This is a genomic window from Pseudomonas sp., assembly GCF_035554175.1.
Lineage (GTDB): Bacteria > Pseudomonadota > Gammaproteobacteria > Pseudomonadales > Pseudomonadaceae > Aquipseudomonas.
The window spans coordinates 1-18345 of the sequence record NZ_DATMIV010000023.1; the positions used below are offsets into that span (position 1 = coordinate 1).

Genomic DNA, 18345 nt, shown 5'->3' on the forward strand with positions numbered 1-18345 from the left:
CGGCCGGCTGAGCCAGCGAAGCCGATGGGCCGGACGGTGGACTGGAAGAGATTGCGTTCATGATTGCTCCTGTTTAATGGAGCCATCAGCAAATCATTTCAGGCCATTGCATTTGCGGTATCCGGCTATGGCTCGACCGGCTGCGCGTAACAAAAGATGTGCTGCGTTCAGGGCCGCCGTGAAGGTCCCGGCCTCGGCGACAGGCGACCAAGCGCCTCTGACTCATCGGCAAAGCTCTTGAGATCGATGATCTCGCGGCGCGTCAACTCAACCTGTTTCTGTCGGCGCAGCACCTCCATGGCCGCGCCAAGGTTATTCAATTCCCGATTGTACTGTTGCTTGTCGAGTTCACCCCGCTCAAGTCGCTCATCCAGCATGCTCCACAGTTGCAGGCGCCGCTCGTCAACGGCGGCATTGATCGCGCGCATCTCTTGCGGGTAACGCTCTTGCAGCCAGGAGATCCAGTAATCGCGTTCCACCATGCTCGCGGGCAGTGCGTCAGTCTGCTCCGCCTCCAGGATCGAGGCGCGGGTTCGTGCCTGGATTTCACCGCTGAGCGGGCTGTCGTAATGCATGTAGGCCGGTTGCCCGGGCAATTCCAGGCCGTCGTCCCAGCCACGGCTCAAACCGATGCGATATCTCAGGCGTACCTCGGCGCGGTCAAGACCGTCCCCGGCGGCTTCAGCCAGGGTTTCGACCCTGTCCAGGCGAAACAACTGGCGGGACAAACGCAACAGGGCCTGGCCCCTGAGCCCCATCTGGTTCAGTGGAATTTCCTGCAAGGCGCGCTGCACGGCGACCCGGACTTCCATATCGCTGAACGTCAGGATCCGCCCATCGGTACAGGTGCCGTGGGTTTCAGCACCCGCGAACAGCAACTGTCGCAATTCGGTGTCTTCGCTGGCCGCTTGCATCACATCCCACATTCTGCGGCGCAAATCCGCCGGCACCCGCCGGAAGTCCTCAGTATCACGCAGCAAGCGCAACAACTGAAAGAACCGCTCGTGACCGGGTTCTTGCGCCAATTGGGTCCAGAGCGATGTTCTTTGCGCTGCCAGTTCCGGGCCGCTGTTCTCCAGCCAGGGCTCCAATGCCTCGGGCGCAACATTAATGGCCGGATTGAGGACAGCTTCCACTGGCTCCACAACGGCGTGGGGATCGTGCACGACGGGGTTGTCATTCTCCCCGGCAGGTATGTCCGGCGATTCGAGCAAATCGCCGAAAACATGAGCCTCGATCATCGCCTCGATGTTTGCGCGGGACATCTCCATCACATCTGGCGCTGCGTGCTCGCGGGCGTAGCGCCGCATCGTCTGCAAAGCCGGCAAGGACAAGCGCGGGTTATCCGACACAGCAGTTCCTTGCAGCAGGTGCTCGTGGGCACCATTGAACAGTTCTGCAGGAATGTCGACGAGCTCGTTGCCAGTCAGGTTCAGGCTGCGTAATTGCCTTGCCTGCAAGGCACCGACAGGCCACTCGTTGAGGTGGTTGTAGCGCAGATCCAGGTTCTGCAGGGCGCCGAAGTCGGGCGGGTTGAATACGCGGACCTCGTTATAGCCGATATCGAGCCGGCGAAGACGCCCGCGGCCCAGCAACGGATAAAGACTGGTCGCGCTGCGCAGGTCGCAATATTGCATTTCCAGCCGCTCCAGATGCCGCATCCGCAGCACCGGGCCGGGCACCGACCTCAGTTCATTGCCACTGATGAACAAGGTCTCCAGGTTGGGAAAGGCATTGAGAAACCCGTCAGAGCCGCGCGTGGTCATGCCCACACGGCTCAGATCCAGTGTGGTCACAGCCGGAAGCTGTACCGCAAGCACCGGTAAATCACCGGTGTGCAGCCCATCGAACTCAAGTTCCAGCCCTGGACCGCCGACGTTTTCAGCAAGGTCATCGAGCCACGCGTCGCGGATTCTACGAGCCGCCACCGAGCGGTTTTGCGCGTTGATCTCCAGTGTTTCGGTGCGGACTTCGCGGGTATACAGCCAGCCATTCAACTGACGGGTCAAAGCTTCGCAGGTCAGCTGCCATCCATTGATCTGCGCTTCGATCTGCGCATCGTTCAAGCCCAGCGCCTGCAGATTCCGCACCGTGAGCCGAGCTTGCTCTGGCAGCATGATCCGGCTCAAGCGTTGCACGTGTGCATTGGCTCCTGCTTCTGCGGAGATCCCGGCTGCGGGCTCGGCAAGCGGCAGCAGCAGGTCGAGGAACGACCATCCGGTTTCGTTCGGCGGAAAATGCTCCGGCACCGGTTCGGCAGCGAATCGCGTCAAGGTGCCCCGTTCGAGTCCTCTTTGCTGCTCGATACGCTGCATTGCCGTGTTCAGACTGACCTCACCTTCAGGGTTGAAAACGTTGCCCGTCAGGTTGGTTCTCATCAATACATCGGGGTGGGACAGCACGGGGGCCGGCAGCGAGGCGATGCGGTTGTCGCGCAAATCGAGCCAGTTCAAACGCGACAGGTTTTCGGCGCCGCCGGGCCATGTTTGCAAATGGGTCGACCTCAGGTTCACGGCGCGCAGCCTGCTCATTGCCCCGACATCGACACTCCCCAGCGGATTGTCGCTCAGATTCAACCGCTGTAGATGCTGCAGCCCATTGAGCTGCTGCTGCACATCCGCCGTGACGACGATCCTGTTGCCTGACGCGTCGAGGCGGGTCAGCGCTGGCAGGTCAGCCGCTGCAAAGGGCAGTTCGGTAAAGGTATTGCCACTGACTTCAAGGGTTTCGACACGGCTGAAAGCGCGGATAAAACTGCTGGCCTGTTCACCGGGAATGTCCAGCAGCCGCAAACGCACGGTACGCACGTGGGCAAAACTGCCCGGCGGCAGCGGCGGAAGTTCGGTGATTCTTTCTGCTGCCGGCAATACGGCGAGATCAGATTGCGGCGCAGGCAGCTCGAACGTCGCGACGTCGGCCCGCAGGCCATAGCGCTGACGAACCGTGCCATGCCAACTGGTTTTAAGCGCGTTGAGCAGCTCGGCATTGCGCCCCGTCGCCCAACGTCGCCGGGGCGCTGAATAGCGTGTTCCATGCCGCAGAGTGGGTGTGTAGAACGGCGCAAAGATGGCTTCATAATCGGCCCTGAGTTGCTCGATCGCTGCCAGTCGCGCCGCAGGTGTTGGCCAGGCGGCATCGAAGACTTGCGCCAAAGGATCGATGCCACCCGGCATCACGGCCATTGTGTCCAGTTCGGCACGGCAGAATTCGCTGACCATTTGATGCACATCGACCAGATGGCCGAAGGGGCCGGCATACTGACTGACATAGTCATAAGCGCGCCGGAACGTCGTCGGGGTGACCCTCGACCAGTCCAGCGACAGCCCCGCCCAGAGTTGTTCGTGTCCGTGATACAGCGACTCGGGCAAGGTTTCGATCAAGGTGTGTGTCAGGTCCAGCCGCTCCAGCTGGTCAAGCCGTTCGACATACTCCGGCCATCGCCACAAGGCGCGCGGAGCATCGATGCGCAAGCTGCGCAGTCGCGTCAGTGACGTCAGATCCATCCCGTGCAGGGTGGTTGCGTCAGTTCCCGAATAGTCGATGCGCAGGGTTTCCAGCGATGTTAGCGCCTGGAGCCGTGGCGCAAAGGTCTGGTCGAGCAACCGGGCGTCGGTGGAAAATCGCAGACGAGTCAGTCCGGGCATCCGGGTAACCGCTTGCGGCAGTGTAGTGAGCGGACGGGCCAGGGCGGCCTGGCCATATCGTTGGCCCGCTTCGCCCATCGACAAATCCGTGACGTTCGGGAACGCCGTCAGGAAGCTGTCCGCATTGGCGTCCGTGATGCCGGTGCCCGTCACGGACAGTTCACGCACATGGGGAAAACGCGTGGTCAACGCCGGCAGTGAAGTCTCGCCAACCAGTGACAGCCGCGCTGCTTCGGGATCGCTTGGGGCCAATGGGCCATTGCGCCAGGCTTGCCTCAATGCCTGCGCCACTTGCCCCCGGTGCTGTGCAGTCTGACTGCTGGACGGGCCTGCCTGCCATTGATCAAGGGTGACATTGAGGGCGTCCCATTCCTGCCGCCTGGATTCCAGCTCGGCGTTGATTTGCACATCGCTGCGACCCCGCTGCTGAGCGAAAAAGGCTTCGGCCTGTCGCGGCTCGGGATATAACTGCGCCACGCGTGACTCCAGCGTCGGGTTGAAACCCGGGCCAAGCCCGTTCGCGTGATAGCCCCTCAATTTCTCGCCGACCCGTACCGGCGGCTTGAAACTTTTGGCTCGCGGAGCCAGCACTTGCACAGCCTCATGCCGATGAACATGCGCAGATTCAATGATTTTGTGTTGCAGTTCACTGCCACTGCTGCCCTCGAACAGTCCCAGATCCGCACGCATATCATCGGGCAACGCGTACATGAGCGAACGGTAAAAACTGTCCTCTACCCTGGACACCCGATTGATCGCTTGCCCACGCTCATTGAACGCCTGGTAAAAAGGCCCGTTCTTGACCAGGTAGCGTTTAACCGGCGCTGACGGCTCACCGATACTGTCCAGCAATGCGCCACTGACGCTGCCGTCACGAATTTCCAGACGCAGCAGCGGCGACCACTGCGGTAACTGTTCCAGAGCAAACAACGCGAGCCGCCGACTCTCTGCCGTCGCCAGGTTCTCACTGTGCAAACCGACAAATGCGCGGGTCTGGCGCCCGTGGCGAACATGCCAGCGGGCTTCTTCGAGCAGCTTCAAAGGCGGGCGCCCGGTCGCTTCCATTCGCGCCAACTGTGAAGGCGTTGCATGATCCACAACGTCCTGCGCGGCCGCATCGCTCAGGCCGGGACAATGACGCTGCAGGCTGCGCACACGGGTGCTCAGTGGTTCGGTGCCTTTGTAGAGGCTGTCAAAAATCGCTGACTGGCGCGTATAGGCCAACTCGGCGAGCTGCTTGCCAAACTCACTGGGTCGCGCCGCACGGTGCTGCGCCGCGCGCCTGCCCAGCAGATGAATGATCTCGTTTTCCTCAAGCGCTGCCAGAACCCGCGCTGGCATTTCCCCGTTCAACACCTGGGTACGACTCACGCGGATCACCGGTTTGCGAGCAATCCCGAACGCGGGATGTTGCCCGCCATACGGGATGGTCTGCCCCGTTCCTTCCGGCCCCATGGAAATCTCCAGCACCCGGTCAGGCGGCCAGTTCGGCATTTCGGTGACCAGCGGCAGTGCATACATATAGCGCTCATCGATCGGCCTTGCACCGCGTAATTGCTCGATCATTTGCCTGGCTCCCGTGTCGGCCTCGAACAGACGCATGGCGTCGCGCAATTCGGGTGGCGGTGGCAGATGATCCATATGCATCTTGCGCAAGGCGTTGTCGCTGACGGCACTGATATCGGCCAGCCTCAGCAATGACTCGTCGGAGAAGCCATCGACGATATGGCCCATGCGCCGCAGCAACGTCAGCCGCTCCCAGCTCATGGGTTGCTCCAGTGTCAGGCGCCAGGCACCGTAGCCATTATGGCCAAGGACAGGTTGCCAGGCGTCGGGATCCGTGGGGTGTCTGAGGCGCCATTGAGCGGTCGACGGGTCAAGCACTTGCTCGTAGACCTTGCCGCCCTGCCGAATGAAGGTCTTGCCATTGACCTGGTACTGCCCCAGCACATTCGGCCCCGACGAATCGCTCAGGGCGATGTCGTGTTCATAGCCGCTGAAATCGGCTTTCCACAGGCGGGTTTCGCCGTTGGGCAAAGTCACCGGGTGCAGTTGCTCGATGACCGGCTCGGCTTTGACTGCCGTCAATCGATTGAAAATCGCGCCCCCTGCGACCATCAAGCTGATCTGCGCAAGATTTTCGGCGACATCCACCAGATGCGCCTTGGCGGCGTGCTTGTCGCCCTCGCTCCACTCGATCGCACCTTCAATGGTTTCGTACAACAGTTGCCCGGCCATGACCGCCATCATGATTTCGCCTAGCACCGGCACGAACATCGACACCATATTGAGCGCCAGGAGGCCGAACTGCAGCAGGCCAGCGAGTTTGGCGTCGCGCGCGTTGGCATCGACGTCACGGGTGGGAACTGCATGACTGCGGGCATCGGCAAATACCTTGTCGCGATGTTGTTCGTAGAGATAGGTCCACAGGTCGGAGTTATCCGTCCAGTAACCTTCGTTGTTGCGAGGGATAACCTCGGGTGCAATGAAAGGATCTGGCTCCGGCTCCATCAAAGGCCGTTCAGGCGGGGTTTCCCTCAGCTCGAAGAACGGAAAAAACGCAGAGGCATAAGTAGCCACCTTCAGCCATGGCGATGACAGCAGGTCAGCTGGAGAGTCGGGCGATGTGCGCATGAATTGGCTGAAGTAATAGGTGCGCTGGTCATAAGGCATGAACTGACTGAAAAACGTTTGATAAGACGTCGGATCGCCGTTTTTCACCTGCTCATCGTCGCGCTCGGTAAACCGACGCTTGAACCTGTTCTCTGCACTGTCATCGTCGTAGCGCATCAGTGGCTGTTCGGGATCATTGGGCACATAAAGGATCAGCGCATCCGCTCTATGCCGTCGCTCACCGACGGAGAAAACGACACAACCCACTGTTCTGTGCCGCATCAGACTCAGGTCACGAAACCAGACCGGTTTGTTGCCGATTTTTGGATGAACCTCGCCCTTGATCACCGAGAGGATCATCGCGTGATCTTCCGGGAGAATATCCTTCGTCAATAAAGCGCGCTCGGCCGCGGCACGCATCGCGTTTTTTTGACCGGCAATGAATTGTTGCCGAAGCCGGGTTTCGGCGTGTGGATCCGCCGGATGAAAAAACGATTTGAGATAGGCCTGGTATTTCGCACCGATGTCGAGATTTCGGCACAGACGGAGAAACTCTGGAACCGTCAAGTTCAACGCCACGGACACGTAAGTATCGGGCTTTTCGGTTTGTTGAATGAAACCGGAACTGTCATGAAAGGCCCCGGGCAAACACTCACGGTTCTCGAAATTATGCAAAGCGGCCTGCAGCATCGCTAACTTCAATACTTCAAACGAGCCCAGCTCTATGGCGAAAATTCCCAAGGCCAGAGGACGCTTGAGACACAAAAAGGTTTTGTCGACATCCACCTCAACCTTGTATTGATCTTTCAATGCTTTCACGAGGAGCGGTCGGGCAAAATCATCGATGTCCTGAAAGGCTGACATGGTTTTGTCCAGCTCTGTCTGCGCCTTGAAATAGTCCCGATAACTCTCATCGAGAACCTTGCGCTGCTGTATGGGTGCGCCTCTGTACCAGACGGGTAACTTCACCCTCGCCTGTTTGAACTCAGCCTTGCGTTGCACCGAAGCGTCAATCAGCCATTGCGGCACCGCGGCCTCCAGAAAAGGCCCATGGATACTTTCGGTCGCAGAGGTTTTTGCCGGATTGTCCGCAGCGCGCGGGATATGGGAATCGGGGGACATACATCGCTCCTGTAAATAGAGCGACAGCACATCATCCTCGCCCAGTGATCGGGCGGTACATAGTTATAAGAACGGGCGAGAGTTGTAACCAAGTGTCTGAGGCAGGTGAAGAACAGGCAACTGCGCGCTATTTGACTATGCTTGTGAGGCACGACTTTTCGCAGAGGGATTTATGGACGATCCAGTCGACAACAAACCGCCGACCTTCTGGCAAATGCTGCACAGTGTCATGGCAGCGGCGTTCGGGGTACAGAGCGGCAAGAATCGGGAAAGGGACTTCACCCACGGTAAACCCAGCCATTTCGTCATTCTGGGCGTTTTGTTCACGGCAGTATTCGGGCTGACGCTGTTTGCCATCGTCAAACTGGTGCTGCATTTGGCCGGGGTTTGATGCTCCGCCGACAGTGCAATGCTGGAACAGGCAAAGTGAGCTATCCGGGCCTTGTGAGAAAGATCACGCTAACGGCAGTGCGCCGAAAACAGGCCCGGAACGCTGTTCACTGATGACTGACCCAGAAGACCGCTGTTCCCACTACAAGAATGATCAGAAACAAAATGGCCCACGCGTCAACGCTGCTGTCGCTTTTCCTGGCTTTGGTCGGGTTGCTCATTGCATCGCCTCTTGTCGGTTTTATCGGTGATTGCACAAAGACTCAACGACAGTTAAGACGATGATTGTCCGCACGACAAATGTGGAATATCCGAGAGCGATGCTCGTTAGGCTATTTGGTTCTTTGCATATACTCAAACATCACTTTTGCGCATAACTGCAAACGGGTATATTGCCCCGGCTCCGTCAGGGAGTGCGCGGCCGTGCGCGCAGAATTGCAGAGGCAACATCGGACTCCAGCAAGCGAAAACGCAGCGTTTTCCGAGTAGCCCAAGCCTGAGAACAGGACTTATATGTACGTATACGACGAGTACGATCAGCGGATCATCGAGGACCGCGTCAAGCAGTTCCGTGATCAGACCCGACGCTATCTGGCAGGTGAGCTGAGCGAAGAAGAATTCCGCCCCCTGCGCCTGCAAAATGGTCTGTACATCCAGCGCTTCGCGCCGATGTTGCGTGTGGCGGTTCCTTACGGCCAGCTGACGTCGCGCCAGGTGCGCATGATGGCCAAGATTGCCCGCGACTACGACAAGGGCTACGCGCACATCAGTACGCGACAGAACGTGCAGTTCAACTGGCCGGCGGTGGAAGACATCCCGGACATCCTCGCTGAACTGGCGACCGTACAGATGCACGCGATCCAGACCAGCGGCAACTGCCTGCGCAACGTCACCACCGACCAGTTTGCCGGCGTCGCCGCCGATGAAGTGATCGACCCGCGTCCATGGTGCGAGATCGTCCGTCAGTGGACCACGTTCCACCCCGAATTCGCTTATCTGCCGCGCAAGTTCAAGATCGCCGTCAACGGTTCGACCGCTGACCGCGCCGCCATCGAAGTTCATGACATCGGTCTGGAGCCCGTCTACAACGCCGCTGGCGAGCTGGGTTTCCGCGTGCTGGTCGGCGGCGGCCTTGGGCGTACGCCAGTGGTAGGCGCGTTCATCAATGAATTCCTGCCCTGGCAGGATCTGTTGAGCTACCTCGACGCCATTCTGCGTGTGTACAACCGCTACGGCCGTCGTGACAACAAATACAAGGCGCGGATCAAGATCCTCGTCAAGGCACTCACGCCTGAAGTGTTCGCGCAGAAAGTGGAAGCGGAAATGGAACACCTGCGCGGTGGCCAGACCACGCTGACCGAGGCCGAACTGCATCGCGTCGCCAGGCACTTCGTCGATCCGGACTACAAGATCCTCGACAACCAGAGCGCGCAACTGGCCGATCTGGACAAGGAACATCCAGGCTTCGCCCGCTGGCGTGCGCGCAATACCCTGGCGCATAAGAAACCGGGCTATGTGGCCGTGACCCTGTCGTTGAAGCCGACCGGTGTTGCGCCGGGCGACATTACCGACAAGCAGCTCGACGCCGTTGCCGATCTGGCCGATCGCTACAGCTTCGGCCAGCTGCGCACCTCCCACGAGCAGAACATCATTCTTGCCGATGTCGAGCAGAGCCAGCTGTTCACCCTGTGGGGCGAATTGCGCGAGCAAGGTTTCGCCACGCCGAACATCGGCCTGCTGACCGATATCATCTGCTGCCCTGGCGGTGATTTCTGCTCGCTGGCCAATGCCAAGTCGATCCCGATTGCCGAATCGATCCAGCGCCGTTTCGACGATCTGGACTACCTGTTCGATATCGGCGAGCTGGACCTGAACATCTCCGGTTGCATGAACGCCTGCGGTCACCACCATGTCGGCCATATCGGCATCCTTGGCGTGGACAAGAAAGGCGAAGAGTTCTATCAGGTCTCCCTCGGTGGCAGCGCCAGCCGTGATGCGAGCCTGGGCAAGATCCTCGGCCCGTCCTTCGCGCAGGAAGCCATGCCGGACGTGATCTCGAAGCTGATCGACGTGTACGTTGAGCAACGCACCGAAGATGAGCGCTTCATCGACACCTACCAGCGTATTGGCATCGACCTCTTCAAGGAACGCGTCTATGCAGCGAATCATTAAGAACAACGAAGTCGTCGACGAAACCTGGCACTTGCTGCCGAAGGACGCGACGTTCGATGGCATTTCCAACTGCGATGACCTGATCGTGCCGCTGTCGCTGTGGCGCGATCATGGTCATGCCCTCAAAGCCCGCGACGGCGGCCTGGGTGTCTGGCTGGATGCTGACGAGGAAGCCGAGGAAATCGGTGAAGACGTCAATTGCTTTCAGGTCATCGCGCTGAATTTCCCGGCGTTCACTGACGGCCGCAACTACTCCAACGCCCGCCTGCTGCGTGAGCGTTATGGTTTCAAGGGTGAACTTCGGGCAATCGGCGATGTGCTGCGCGATCAGTTGTTCTACATGCGCCGCTGCGGTTTCGATGCCTTTGCCGTGCGTCCGGACAAAGATCCGTACGAAGCCCTGGAAGGCCTCAAGGACTTCTCGGTGACCTACCAGGCCGCCACTGACGAACCGCTGCCGCTGTTCCGTCGCCGCTAAGCCTGCGCATTGATGCGCACACAAAAAAACGCCGGTCAGTGACCGGCGTTTTTTTATGCGTGTCGTTTACCAGAAGCGTTGCTGGGTCAGACGACTCCACCAGTTCAACAGCACGCGGTCCACTGAACCGCTGGCGGCCATGCCGATGCGTTCCTGCAGACTTTTGCGCTCGGCGTAGTGCAAATGGTAAACCTCAGCCTGTCTGGCCTTCTGCGCGAGGTACTCATCGCTGGTCTTCAATTCGTCTACCAGTTGATTTTCCAGTGCTGCGATACCGAGCCAGACCTCGCCCGTGGCCACCTCGTCGATAGCCAGTTGTGGTCGATAACGGGCGACGAAGTTCTTGAACAGCTGATGAGTGATGTCGAGATCCTCTTGAAACTTCTCGCGACCTTTTTCGGTGTTTTCGCCAAACACGGTCAGGGTGCGCTTGTATTCACCGGCGGTCAGCACTTCAAAATCGATATCGTGCTTCTTCAGCAGCCGGTTGACATTGGGCAGCTGCGCAACCACGCCAATGGAACCCAGAATGGCAAACGGTGCGCTGATGATCTTCTCGCCAATGCACGCCATCATGTAGCCGCCGCTCGCCGCGACCTTGTCGATACACACGGTCAGTGGCACGCCCGCATCGCGGATACGCGCCAGTTGCGAAGACGCCAGGCCGTAGCTGTGCACCATGCCGCCGCCACTTTCCAGGCGCAGGACCACTTCGTCCTTCGGCGTGGCCAGAGTCAGCAGCGCGGTGATTTCGTGGCGAAGACTCTCGGTAGCGGAGGCTTTGATGTCGCCATTGAAGTCGAGCACGAACACCCGTGATTTGGCTTCAGGTTTGTTTTTGCCCTTTTTCTCGCTCTTTTCGGATTTGGCCTGGCTCTTGCGCAGTGCCTTGAGCTGATCCTTGTCGAGCAGGGTCTGTTCCAGCCGCTCGCGCAAACCCTTGTAAAAATCGTTGAGCTTGCTGACCTGCAACTGCCCTGCCGATTTGCGCCGACCTTTGCCACGCAATGCGGCAAAGCTGGCAAGTACCACCAGAATGGCGATCACCAGGGTCACAGTCTTGGCCAGGAAGCTGGCGTATTCGGTGAAAAAATCCACAGAGACTCCTCAAAGCAATGCGTGAACATGAAACACACGCGGAATGGCTCCAGCATACCCATGCACCGGCTCGTCGACCAGCCGTGAAACCTTCGGCAACACGCCTGTAACGAGCATTTCAAACAAGCGTATGTTTTTTCATTGACAGCTCTCTGCCATCCTCATAACCTCGCCAGACCTTCAACGTACCCGGATGACGCGGACGTGGGCAGCATCTACTTGATACGACATGGCCAGGCCTCCTTTGGTGCAGACGATTACGACGTCCTGTCACCGATTGGCGTTCGTCAGGCGGAAATCCTTGGCCAGCACCTGGCCGATCTGGGGATCCGCTTCGATCGTTGCCTTGCCGGCGATCTGCGCCGTCAACAGCACACCGCTAGCAGTGCACTGGAACAATTCAGCGCCAGAGGCCTGCCGGTACCCGTCCTTGAAACCGATTCCGCCTTCAACGAATTCGATGCAGACGCAGTGATCCGCGCCTTGCTCCCGGCGATGCTGCCGCAAGAGCCGGAAGCCCTGGAAATCCTGCGTAACGCAGCGCAGAACCGCGGTGAATTCCAACGCATCTTTGCCCTGATCGTCGAACGCTGGCTGGCTGGCACTTACGACACACCCGGCCTGGAAAGCTGGCTGGGTTTCGTCGAGCGGGTTCAGGCCGGCCTGCATCGTATCCTCGATGTGGCGGACAAAAACCAGAAAATCGCCGTGTTCACATCCGGCGGCACCATCACTGCCCTGCTCCACCTGATTACGCAAATGCCTGCCAGACAGGCCTTCGAATTGAACTGGCAAATCGTCAACACCTCGCTCAACCAACTGAAGTTTCGCGGTCGCGAGGTGGCTCTGGCTTCCTTCAACAGTCACGCACACCTGCAACTGCTGAAGGCCCCGGAACTCATCACTTTTCGTTGAGTCCGGCTTACTGTGACCCTGGCTGTAACCACCCAGCTCCCATGACCAAGAAAGGATCGAACCATGACCTCCGTAGCTGATGCCGTAAAAGCAATGCAAGCCAAGTTCAACCCAGCCGCCGCTGCCGGTCTGGACCTGGTCTTCGGTTTCAACATCACCGACGAAGACAAGCAATACGCCCTGATCGTCAAGGACGGCACCTGCGACATCCAGGAAGGTGAAAACCCGGGCGCCAACTGCACGCTGGTACTGGACAGCCAGACCCTGAAAGATATCGTCAGCGGCGAAACCGACGGCATGCAGGCTTTCATGGGCGGCAAGCTGCGCGTTGAAGGCGACATGATGCTGTCGATGAAACTGTCCGAGCTGTTTCCTTCGTAAGAAGTCGAGCAACTCATACAAATCCCGTCCTTGTGACGGGATTTGTCGTTTCAGGAACAACGGCCATCGGAGCATCTCAACTCAACGCAAAATCCTTCAGCAAACGCGTATCCAGGCCAAACCGCTCCTGTGACACCACTTTGTATTGCCCTTCGGCCAGTTCGCAATTCACCAGCAGGTTCCAGGAGTGTCGGGTTGCAACCGAGGGCATCAGCACAAATGGATGCTCGGCCAACAGCTCCTCGGCAAACCGTTGTTGATTATGTGAGGGCAGCGTCGGTATCAACCAGTTCGGGTTTGGCAACTCTTCAGGCTGCACGACTCTGATACTGGCTTCGTCGACGACTTCGAAGCAGGTGAGGATGTGAGGCTCTCGGTCAAGCACATCGAGGCTTGCATGGGCCGCCACTTCCAGAATCGCGGTGGATGGATCGACCGCTGCGTAAACCACTCGACGACCCGGCGCGTTCCATCGACCACCCTTCTGCCCGGAACCAATGCCCTTGTCCCACGTGCAACGATACATTTCAGGATCGAGTCGCCAGGCATACCAATGTTCATCCCATGGCAGGGGATTCATTGATAAACCCCGTATTTGATGCGGCTCAGATAGTCTTCCACCATCCGAAACCCCAGCGCATGTCCGACCAGATCAAGTGGCACATGACCGTTGAGATACGGCGTGGACTGTTGCAGCCAGGACTCGGCCCTGGCCTGACGCCCAAACACTTCAGTGGCCAGTTCCAGCGCCCAGGCGTATTGGTAGGCGATGATGCTCTGCTGCGTGTCCAGGCGCACCGGGAAGGCTTCCTTGAGCAGACGGCGCACGGTCCTGACGGATTTGCCGGTAATACGTTTGACCATATCGCCTTGCTGATAGAGCTCGCAGGTTGCGAGCATGTTGACCACATCATGCAGCTCAAAACCTTCACTTGTGCAACGGAGAACAAGCATCGGGTCGTCACCCGTGTCCTGCCCGCGCAGTAACAACTGCACGGGTGTGCCCTCGGGCTTTGTCAATCCCGTTAGCCGGGGCGTTTTTGCGGTAGGCATGGCGACGTCCTCCGAGGGGCATCTGGCGCGGTCGTTGCGCCAGTAGTGGCGAGGGGAGTAGGCAGGCGTATGACTTTCAACCAGTGGGATTCGCATATTGCATCCTTTGCTTGGGTTCAGAGCGATCAGTGCGCTCAGTGACTTCAATGTCCGGCCTCGATGCTATAGATCGCGCTTCCGACGACCAACCTGAAAAAGTCGTCAGAAATATCTCCTCATTTGATCGAAACGCTTTTGTTTCCGTAGGACTTGAAGGGAAATTTCCGCCACTGCATTTGCGCATTGGCTGACAGAACGTTGATCCGGGTCAGGTGTGCATGTGCATGCACTGAGTAATCTCCCTGCTCCATCGAAGGCCACGGAAGGCTCATCGGGAGCCTGCGGCCCATCCCTCTCAAGGAAGACCCTTCATGCAATCGCTCAAGATCATTCTGCTGGCGTCAGCGTTCAACGGCTTGACCCAACGGGCCTGGCTGGAACTGCGCCAGGCCGGGCATTCACCCAGCGTGGTGCTGTTTACTGATGAAAACGCTGTGTGCGAACAGATCGAGCACAGCGGCGCCGATCTGGTGATCTGCCCATTCCTCAAGGATCGCGTACCCCATGGGCTATGGAGCAACACCCGGCGCCCGGTGGTGATCATCCATCCGGGCATCGTCGGTGACCGGGGCGCCAGTGCGCTGGATTGGGCGATTACCCACGAACTGCCGACCTGGGGCGTCACTGCGCTGCAAGCGGTGGAAGAAATGGACGCCGGACCAGTGTGGGCCACTTGCGAATTCAATCTGCCACCCGGCTTGCGCAAATCCGAGCTGTACAACGGCCGGGTCAGCGATGCGGCAATGGTGTGTATCCGCGAAGTGGTGGAAAAGTTCGTCGAAGGTTTTCAGCCGGTTGAACTGGACTATACCGACCCCAGCGTGCGCGGCAGGCTGCAACCGAACATGAAACAGGTCGATCGCAGCTTCAGCTGGCACGATTGCGCGCGCTTCATCAAGCGTTGCATCGACGCGGCCGACGGCCAGCCGGGCGTACTGGCAAGCCTGGCTGGCGGGCAGTATTACGTGTATGACGCCCACCTTGATTCGCGCAGCGGTGTGCCCGGTGCAATTCTCGCGGTGCATGACGACGCCGTGCTGATCGCTGCCGGCGATCAAAGCCTGTGGATCGGCTCGCTGCGGCGCAAGCCTCAGCCTGGCGAGGAGACTTTCAAACAACCGGCGCGGCATGTGCTGGCCGGGCAGTTGGTCGATGTACCGGTGCTGCAGTGGTCGATTGCCACACAGCCGTTCTGCGACGAGGCCTATCAACCGATTCGTTACCGCGAATCAGGGCATGTCGGAGAACTGACGTTCGAGTTCTACAACGGCGCGATGAGCACCGAGCAATGCCAGCGCCTGGTCGAGGCGCTGCGCTGGGCCAAGACACGAGATACCCGAGTGCTGCTGATCAGAGGTGGCCGGGGCAGTTTTTCCAACGGCGTGCACCTGAACGTGATTCAGGCTGCGCGGGATCCGGGGGCTGAAGCCTGGGCCAATATTCAGGCGATTGACGATGTTTGCGAAGAGCTGCTCAGCGCGCGGCAACTGGTGGTCAGCGGCGTGACCGGCAACGCTGGCGCGGGTGGTGTGATGCTGGCGCTGGCGGCGGATATCGTTTTGGCCCGCGCCGATATCGTGCTCAATCCACACTACAAGAGCATGGGTTTATACGGTTCCGAATACTGGACCTACAGCCTGCCCCGCGCTGTCGGCCCGGCGATGGCCGAGCAATTGACGCAAGCCTGCCTGCCGGTCAGCGCGATTGAAGCCTGGCAACTGGGCATGATTCAGGAAATCGGTCCACGCTGCCCGGATGAATTTTCCCTGTGGCTGTTGCAGCGGGCCAATGGCGTATTGAGCGATCCGACCTACGCGGCGGTACGGGAGCGCAAATCGCGGATTGATCAGGAGTCGATCCGCCGGTGCCGGGAGGCTGAGCTGGAGCAAATGCGCGAGGACATGGTGCATGACCGCAATGGCTTTGTCGAAAAATGCAGCAACTTCGTTTATAAGCGCAGGGTGTGTGGCACGCCGGCGCGGTTGATCGAGGACTGGGCGCGGGCGCATCTGGTCGAGTTGGCCAGTTGATTTTGCCCTGACCGGACGCCGGATGCCGTTCGGGTAGGAGCTGCGGCACGCTGCGATCTTTTGATCTTGCTTTTAAAGATCAAGATCAAGAGATCGCAGCCTCGTTTCACTCGACAGCTCCTACAGGACTTTGGAAACCTGTAGGAGTGATTCAACGCCTGCACTTACAATGCGCCCACCTCCAGAACCCGGCCCGCCCATGGACATCGACCTCGCCCGCACCTTCCTTGAAATCGTCCGTCACGGCAGCCTCGCAGCCGCTGCGCAGAAGCTGTTCGTCACGCAGACGGCAATCACCGCGCGGGTACAGAAACTCGAAAGCCAGTTGGGTAGCACACTATTCGTGCGCAATCGCGCCGGGGCGAAGTTGACGGCCAATGGCGAAGCCTTCGTCATCTACGCCAACCAATTGGTGCAGACCTGGGAAGCCGCCCGCCGCGACTTGCCGTTGCCCGAGGGTTATCACAACGTTCTGCACATCGGTGGCGAAGTCAGCCTGTGCAATCCCCTGATGCTCAGTTGGGCAGCGCAACTGCGCGAGAAAATCCCCGGGCACGCGCTGCGCATGGAAATTCGCGATGGCGAAAACCTGCTGCGCCAGCTCGAACTGGGGGTGCTCGATGCGGCGCTGGTTTATCAGCCGGAATACTGGCCAGGATTGCAGGTCGAGCAGGTGCTGGAAGAAAAACTGATTCTGGTGCGTGCGCCCGAGCGTCCCGACCCGTATGTCTACATCGACTGGGGTCCGGACTTTCGCCGTCAGCACGACGCCGCCCTGCCGGAAAAAGCCAAGGCTGCACTGAGTTTCAACCTTGGCCCGCTGGCCCTGCAATACATCCTCGAAAATGGCGGCAGTGGCTATTTCCGCACCCGCGTTGTGCGCACTTACCTGGAAACCGGCGCACTGGAAGCCGTCACCAAGGCGCCGGAATTCGGCTATCCGACCTATCTGGTGTACTCCCGTGATCGCGACTCGGCGGTGCTGCAGCAGGCCTTCGATCTGTTGCGCGAAGTGATCCGCACCGATGATGACTGGTCGCAACGCTGGAACCCGCTAAGCTGAAACAGCGCCTTCAGTCCAGAGCATGGCGCTTGTGACCTCAAGGTTCGCCCTGCACACGTCAGCGGATCGGCTAATCTGCCGGGTATAACCACAATACCCGCAGGTGAAAGCGTTGAGGCAGACCACCGAGGCATTTCGCAGCCGTTACCGTGCGGCCATTCATCCGTCGTACAACCCGTGGCTGCACGGCACGTTTGTGCTGCTGTTCGGCATGCTCGCGGTCGCCGCATTCTGGCGCACGGTGCATTCGGTGAGTTGGCTGCAATGGCTGACCGTGCCGCTGACCCTGCTGTTGTTCAACTTCGGCGTGTACATGGTTCATCGCCATCTCGGTCATCAGAAAAAAGCCTTCGCGAAGATGTTCTATGCCCGGCATGCCGGCGACCACCACAGTTTCTTCACCCCCGGCCACATGACTTACGACAGCGCGCGTGACTGGCGGGTGATTCTGTTTCCAGCCTGGTTGATCGTGATCCATACGCTGGTGATCACCCTGCCCCTGTGGTGGCTGCTCGCCCGATTCAACGCCAACGTCGCCGGGCTGTTTGGCGGCTGCATGGTGCTCGGCTATCTGCTCTACGAGGTGTTTCACGCCTGCGAACATTTGCCCCCGCAGAATGCGTTGACCCGCTTGCCGTGGATTCGCCAGATGCGCCGTCTGCATGAGTTGCACCACCGCCGCGAGCGCATGCAGGCGCGCAACTTCAATATCGTTCTGCCCTTGATGGACTACCTGTTCGGCACGCTGTACCGCGAGCCGGAATCCGCCCCTTTGAGTCATTCGAGAATGCCCATGACGCGCATGCAGCATGAGATCGATATCGCCGGCGAACCGATCGCCGTACTGGCGTACGCCGCCAGCGTCAGTCACTGGCCGCAGTGGCATCCCTCCTCGTTGAAGATTGACGGCCCACAAGGTCCATTGCATGCCGGTGCGCGTTTCGAAGAGGACATCAATGCCGGCGGACGTGCCGGTCACTTGCGCTGGGAGGTCACGGAATATTTACCCGGCCGGCGCTGGTGCGCACGCGCGCAAGGTGATCACGGCCTGGCCTTGCGCCTGACCTACGAGTGCTCGGCTGCAGCAAGCGGCACGCGTTTCTTGCGTATGCTGGAATATCGCTTTGAGGGTTTGGCCATGCGCCTGGCCAATCGCCTGTTGCTCAGGCGGCGCATCGAGCGTGAGTCCGCCGCCTCGATGCTGGCGTTGCGCGACACGGCTGCGCAGTCCATCGACTCGGCGAGGGTCAACGCGTGAAATTACGCCATGGACTGTGCCTGCTGATC

Annotated in this window: 12 protein-coding genes; 8 read left to right on the forward strand and 4 right to left on the reverse strand. The window is 59.2% G+C overall.

Annotation, left to right across the window (positions count from 1 at the left end; all coding sequences use genetic code 11):
- Window positions 1-167 precede the first annotated feature (167 nt).
- A complete protein-coding gene (locus tag VNV36_RS12440) occupies window positions 168-7379 on the reverse strand; it encodes an NEL-type E3 ubiquitin ligase domain-containing protein (RefSeq protein ID WP_325718012.1) in 7212 nt (2403 codons plus the stop codon).
- Window positions 7380-7551: 172 nt separating this feature from the next.
- On the opposite strand from VNV36_RS12440, the gene VNV36_RS12445 reads away from it, so the two are divergent.
- From VNV36_RS12445 to VNV36_RS12455, 3 genes are all read left to right on the forward strand, one after another.
- Window positions 7552-7770 (forward strand): DUF2970 domain-containing protein, encoded by a 219-nt coding sequence (locus VNV36_RS12445; protein WP_325718013.1) that lies wholly within the window; start codon window positions 7552-7554, stop codon window positions 7768-7770.
- 512 nt (window positions 7771-8282) lie between these two features.
- Window positions 8283-9941: a nitrite/sulfite reductase gene (locus tag VNV36_RS12450; RefSeq protein ID WP_325718014.1), complete on the forward strand. Its 1659-nt coding sequence runs from the start codon at window positions 8283-8285 to the stop codon at window positions 9939-9941.
- Window positions 9925-10419, forward strand: coding sequence for a DUF934 domain-containing protein (locus VNV36_RS12455; protein WP_325718015.1), 495 nt, complete (start codon window positions 9925-9927; stop codon window positions 10417-10419). Before VNV36_RS12450 ends, VNV36_RS12455 begins: the two co-directional genes overlap by 17 nt.
- A 66-nt stretch (window positions 10420-10485) precedes the next feature.
- Here VNV36_RS12455 and sohB read toward each other — a convergent pair whose 3' ends face one another.
- Window positions 10486-11517: a protease SohB gene (gene sohB / locus VNV36_RS12460; RefSeq protein ID WP_325718016.1), complete on the reverse strand. Its 1032-nt coding sequence runs from the start codon at window positions 11515-11517 to the stop codon at window positions 10486-10488.
- A gap of 204 nt (window positions 11518-11721) precedes the next feature.
- Between sohB and VNV36_RS12465 the strand changes: the two genes are divergently transcribed.
- Both VNV36_RS12465 and VNV36_RS12470 read left to right on the forward strand, forming a co-directional pair.
- Window positions 11722-12432, forward strand: a complete 711-nt coding sequence (locus tag VNV36_RS12465) for a histidine phosphatase family protein (protein ID WP_325718017.1) — start codon at window positions 11722-11724, stop codon at window positions 12430-12432.
- Between the two features lie 63 nt (window positions 12433-12495).
- Window positions 12496-12813, forward strand: coding sequence for an SCP2 sterol-binding domain-containing protein (locus tag VNV36_RS12470; RefSeq protein ID WP_325718018.1), 318 nt, complete (start codon window positions 12496-12498; stop codon window positions 12811-12813).
- Window positions 12814-12889: 76 nt separating this feature from the next.
- On the opposite strand, the gene VNV36_RS12475 is transcribed toward VNV36_RS12470, so the two are convergent.
- Both VNV36_RS12475 and VNV36_RS12480 read right to left on the reverse strand, forming a co-directional pair.
- Window positions 12890-13393, reverse strand: a complete 504-nt coding sequence (locus VNV36_RS12475) for an RES family NAD+ phosphorylase (RefSeq protein ID WP_325718019.1) — start codon at window positions 13391-13393, stop codon at window positions 12890-12892.
- Window positions 13390-13809: an antitoxin Xre/MbcA/ParS toxin-binding domain-containing protein gene (locus VNV36_RS12480; RefSeq protein ID WP_325718020.1), complete on the reverse strand. Its 420-nt coding sequence runs from the start codon at window positions 13807-13809 to the stop codon at window positions 13390-13392. Before VNV36_RS12480 ends, VNV36_RS12475 begins: the two co-directional genes overlap by 4 nt.
- A 467-nt stretch (window positions 13810-14276) precedes the next feature.
- On the opposite strand from VNV36_RS12480, the gene VNV36_RS12485 reads away from it, so the two are divergent.
- The 3 genes from VNV36_RS12485 (at window position 14277) to VNV36_RS12495 (ending at window position 18316) form a co-directional block, all read left to right on the forward strand.
- Entirely contained in the window at window positions 14277-15995 is a 1719-nt protein-coding gene (locus VNV36_RS12485) for a hydrogenase maturation protein (protein WP_325718021.1), read from the forward strand.
- 199 nt (window positions 15996-16194) lie between these two features.
- Window positions 16195-17058 carry a LysR family transcriptional regulator gene (locus VNV36_RS12490; protein ID WP_325718022.1) on the forward strand — a complete coding sequence of 288 codons (864 nt, stop codon included), beginning with the start codon at window positions 16195-16197 and terminating at the stop codon, window positions 17056-17058.
- A 112-nt stretch (window positions 17059-17170) separates the two neighbouring features.
- Window positions 17171-18316 (forward strand): sterol desaturase/SRPBCC family protein, encoded by a 1146-nt coding sequence (locus VNV36_RS12495; RefSeq protein WP_325718023.1) that lies wholly within the window; start codon window positions 17171-17173, stop codon window positions 18314-18316.
- Window positions 18317-18345 lie beyond the last annotated feature (29 nt).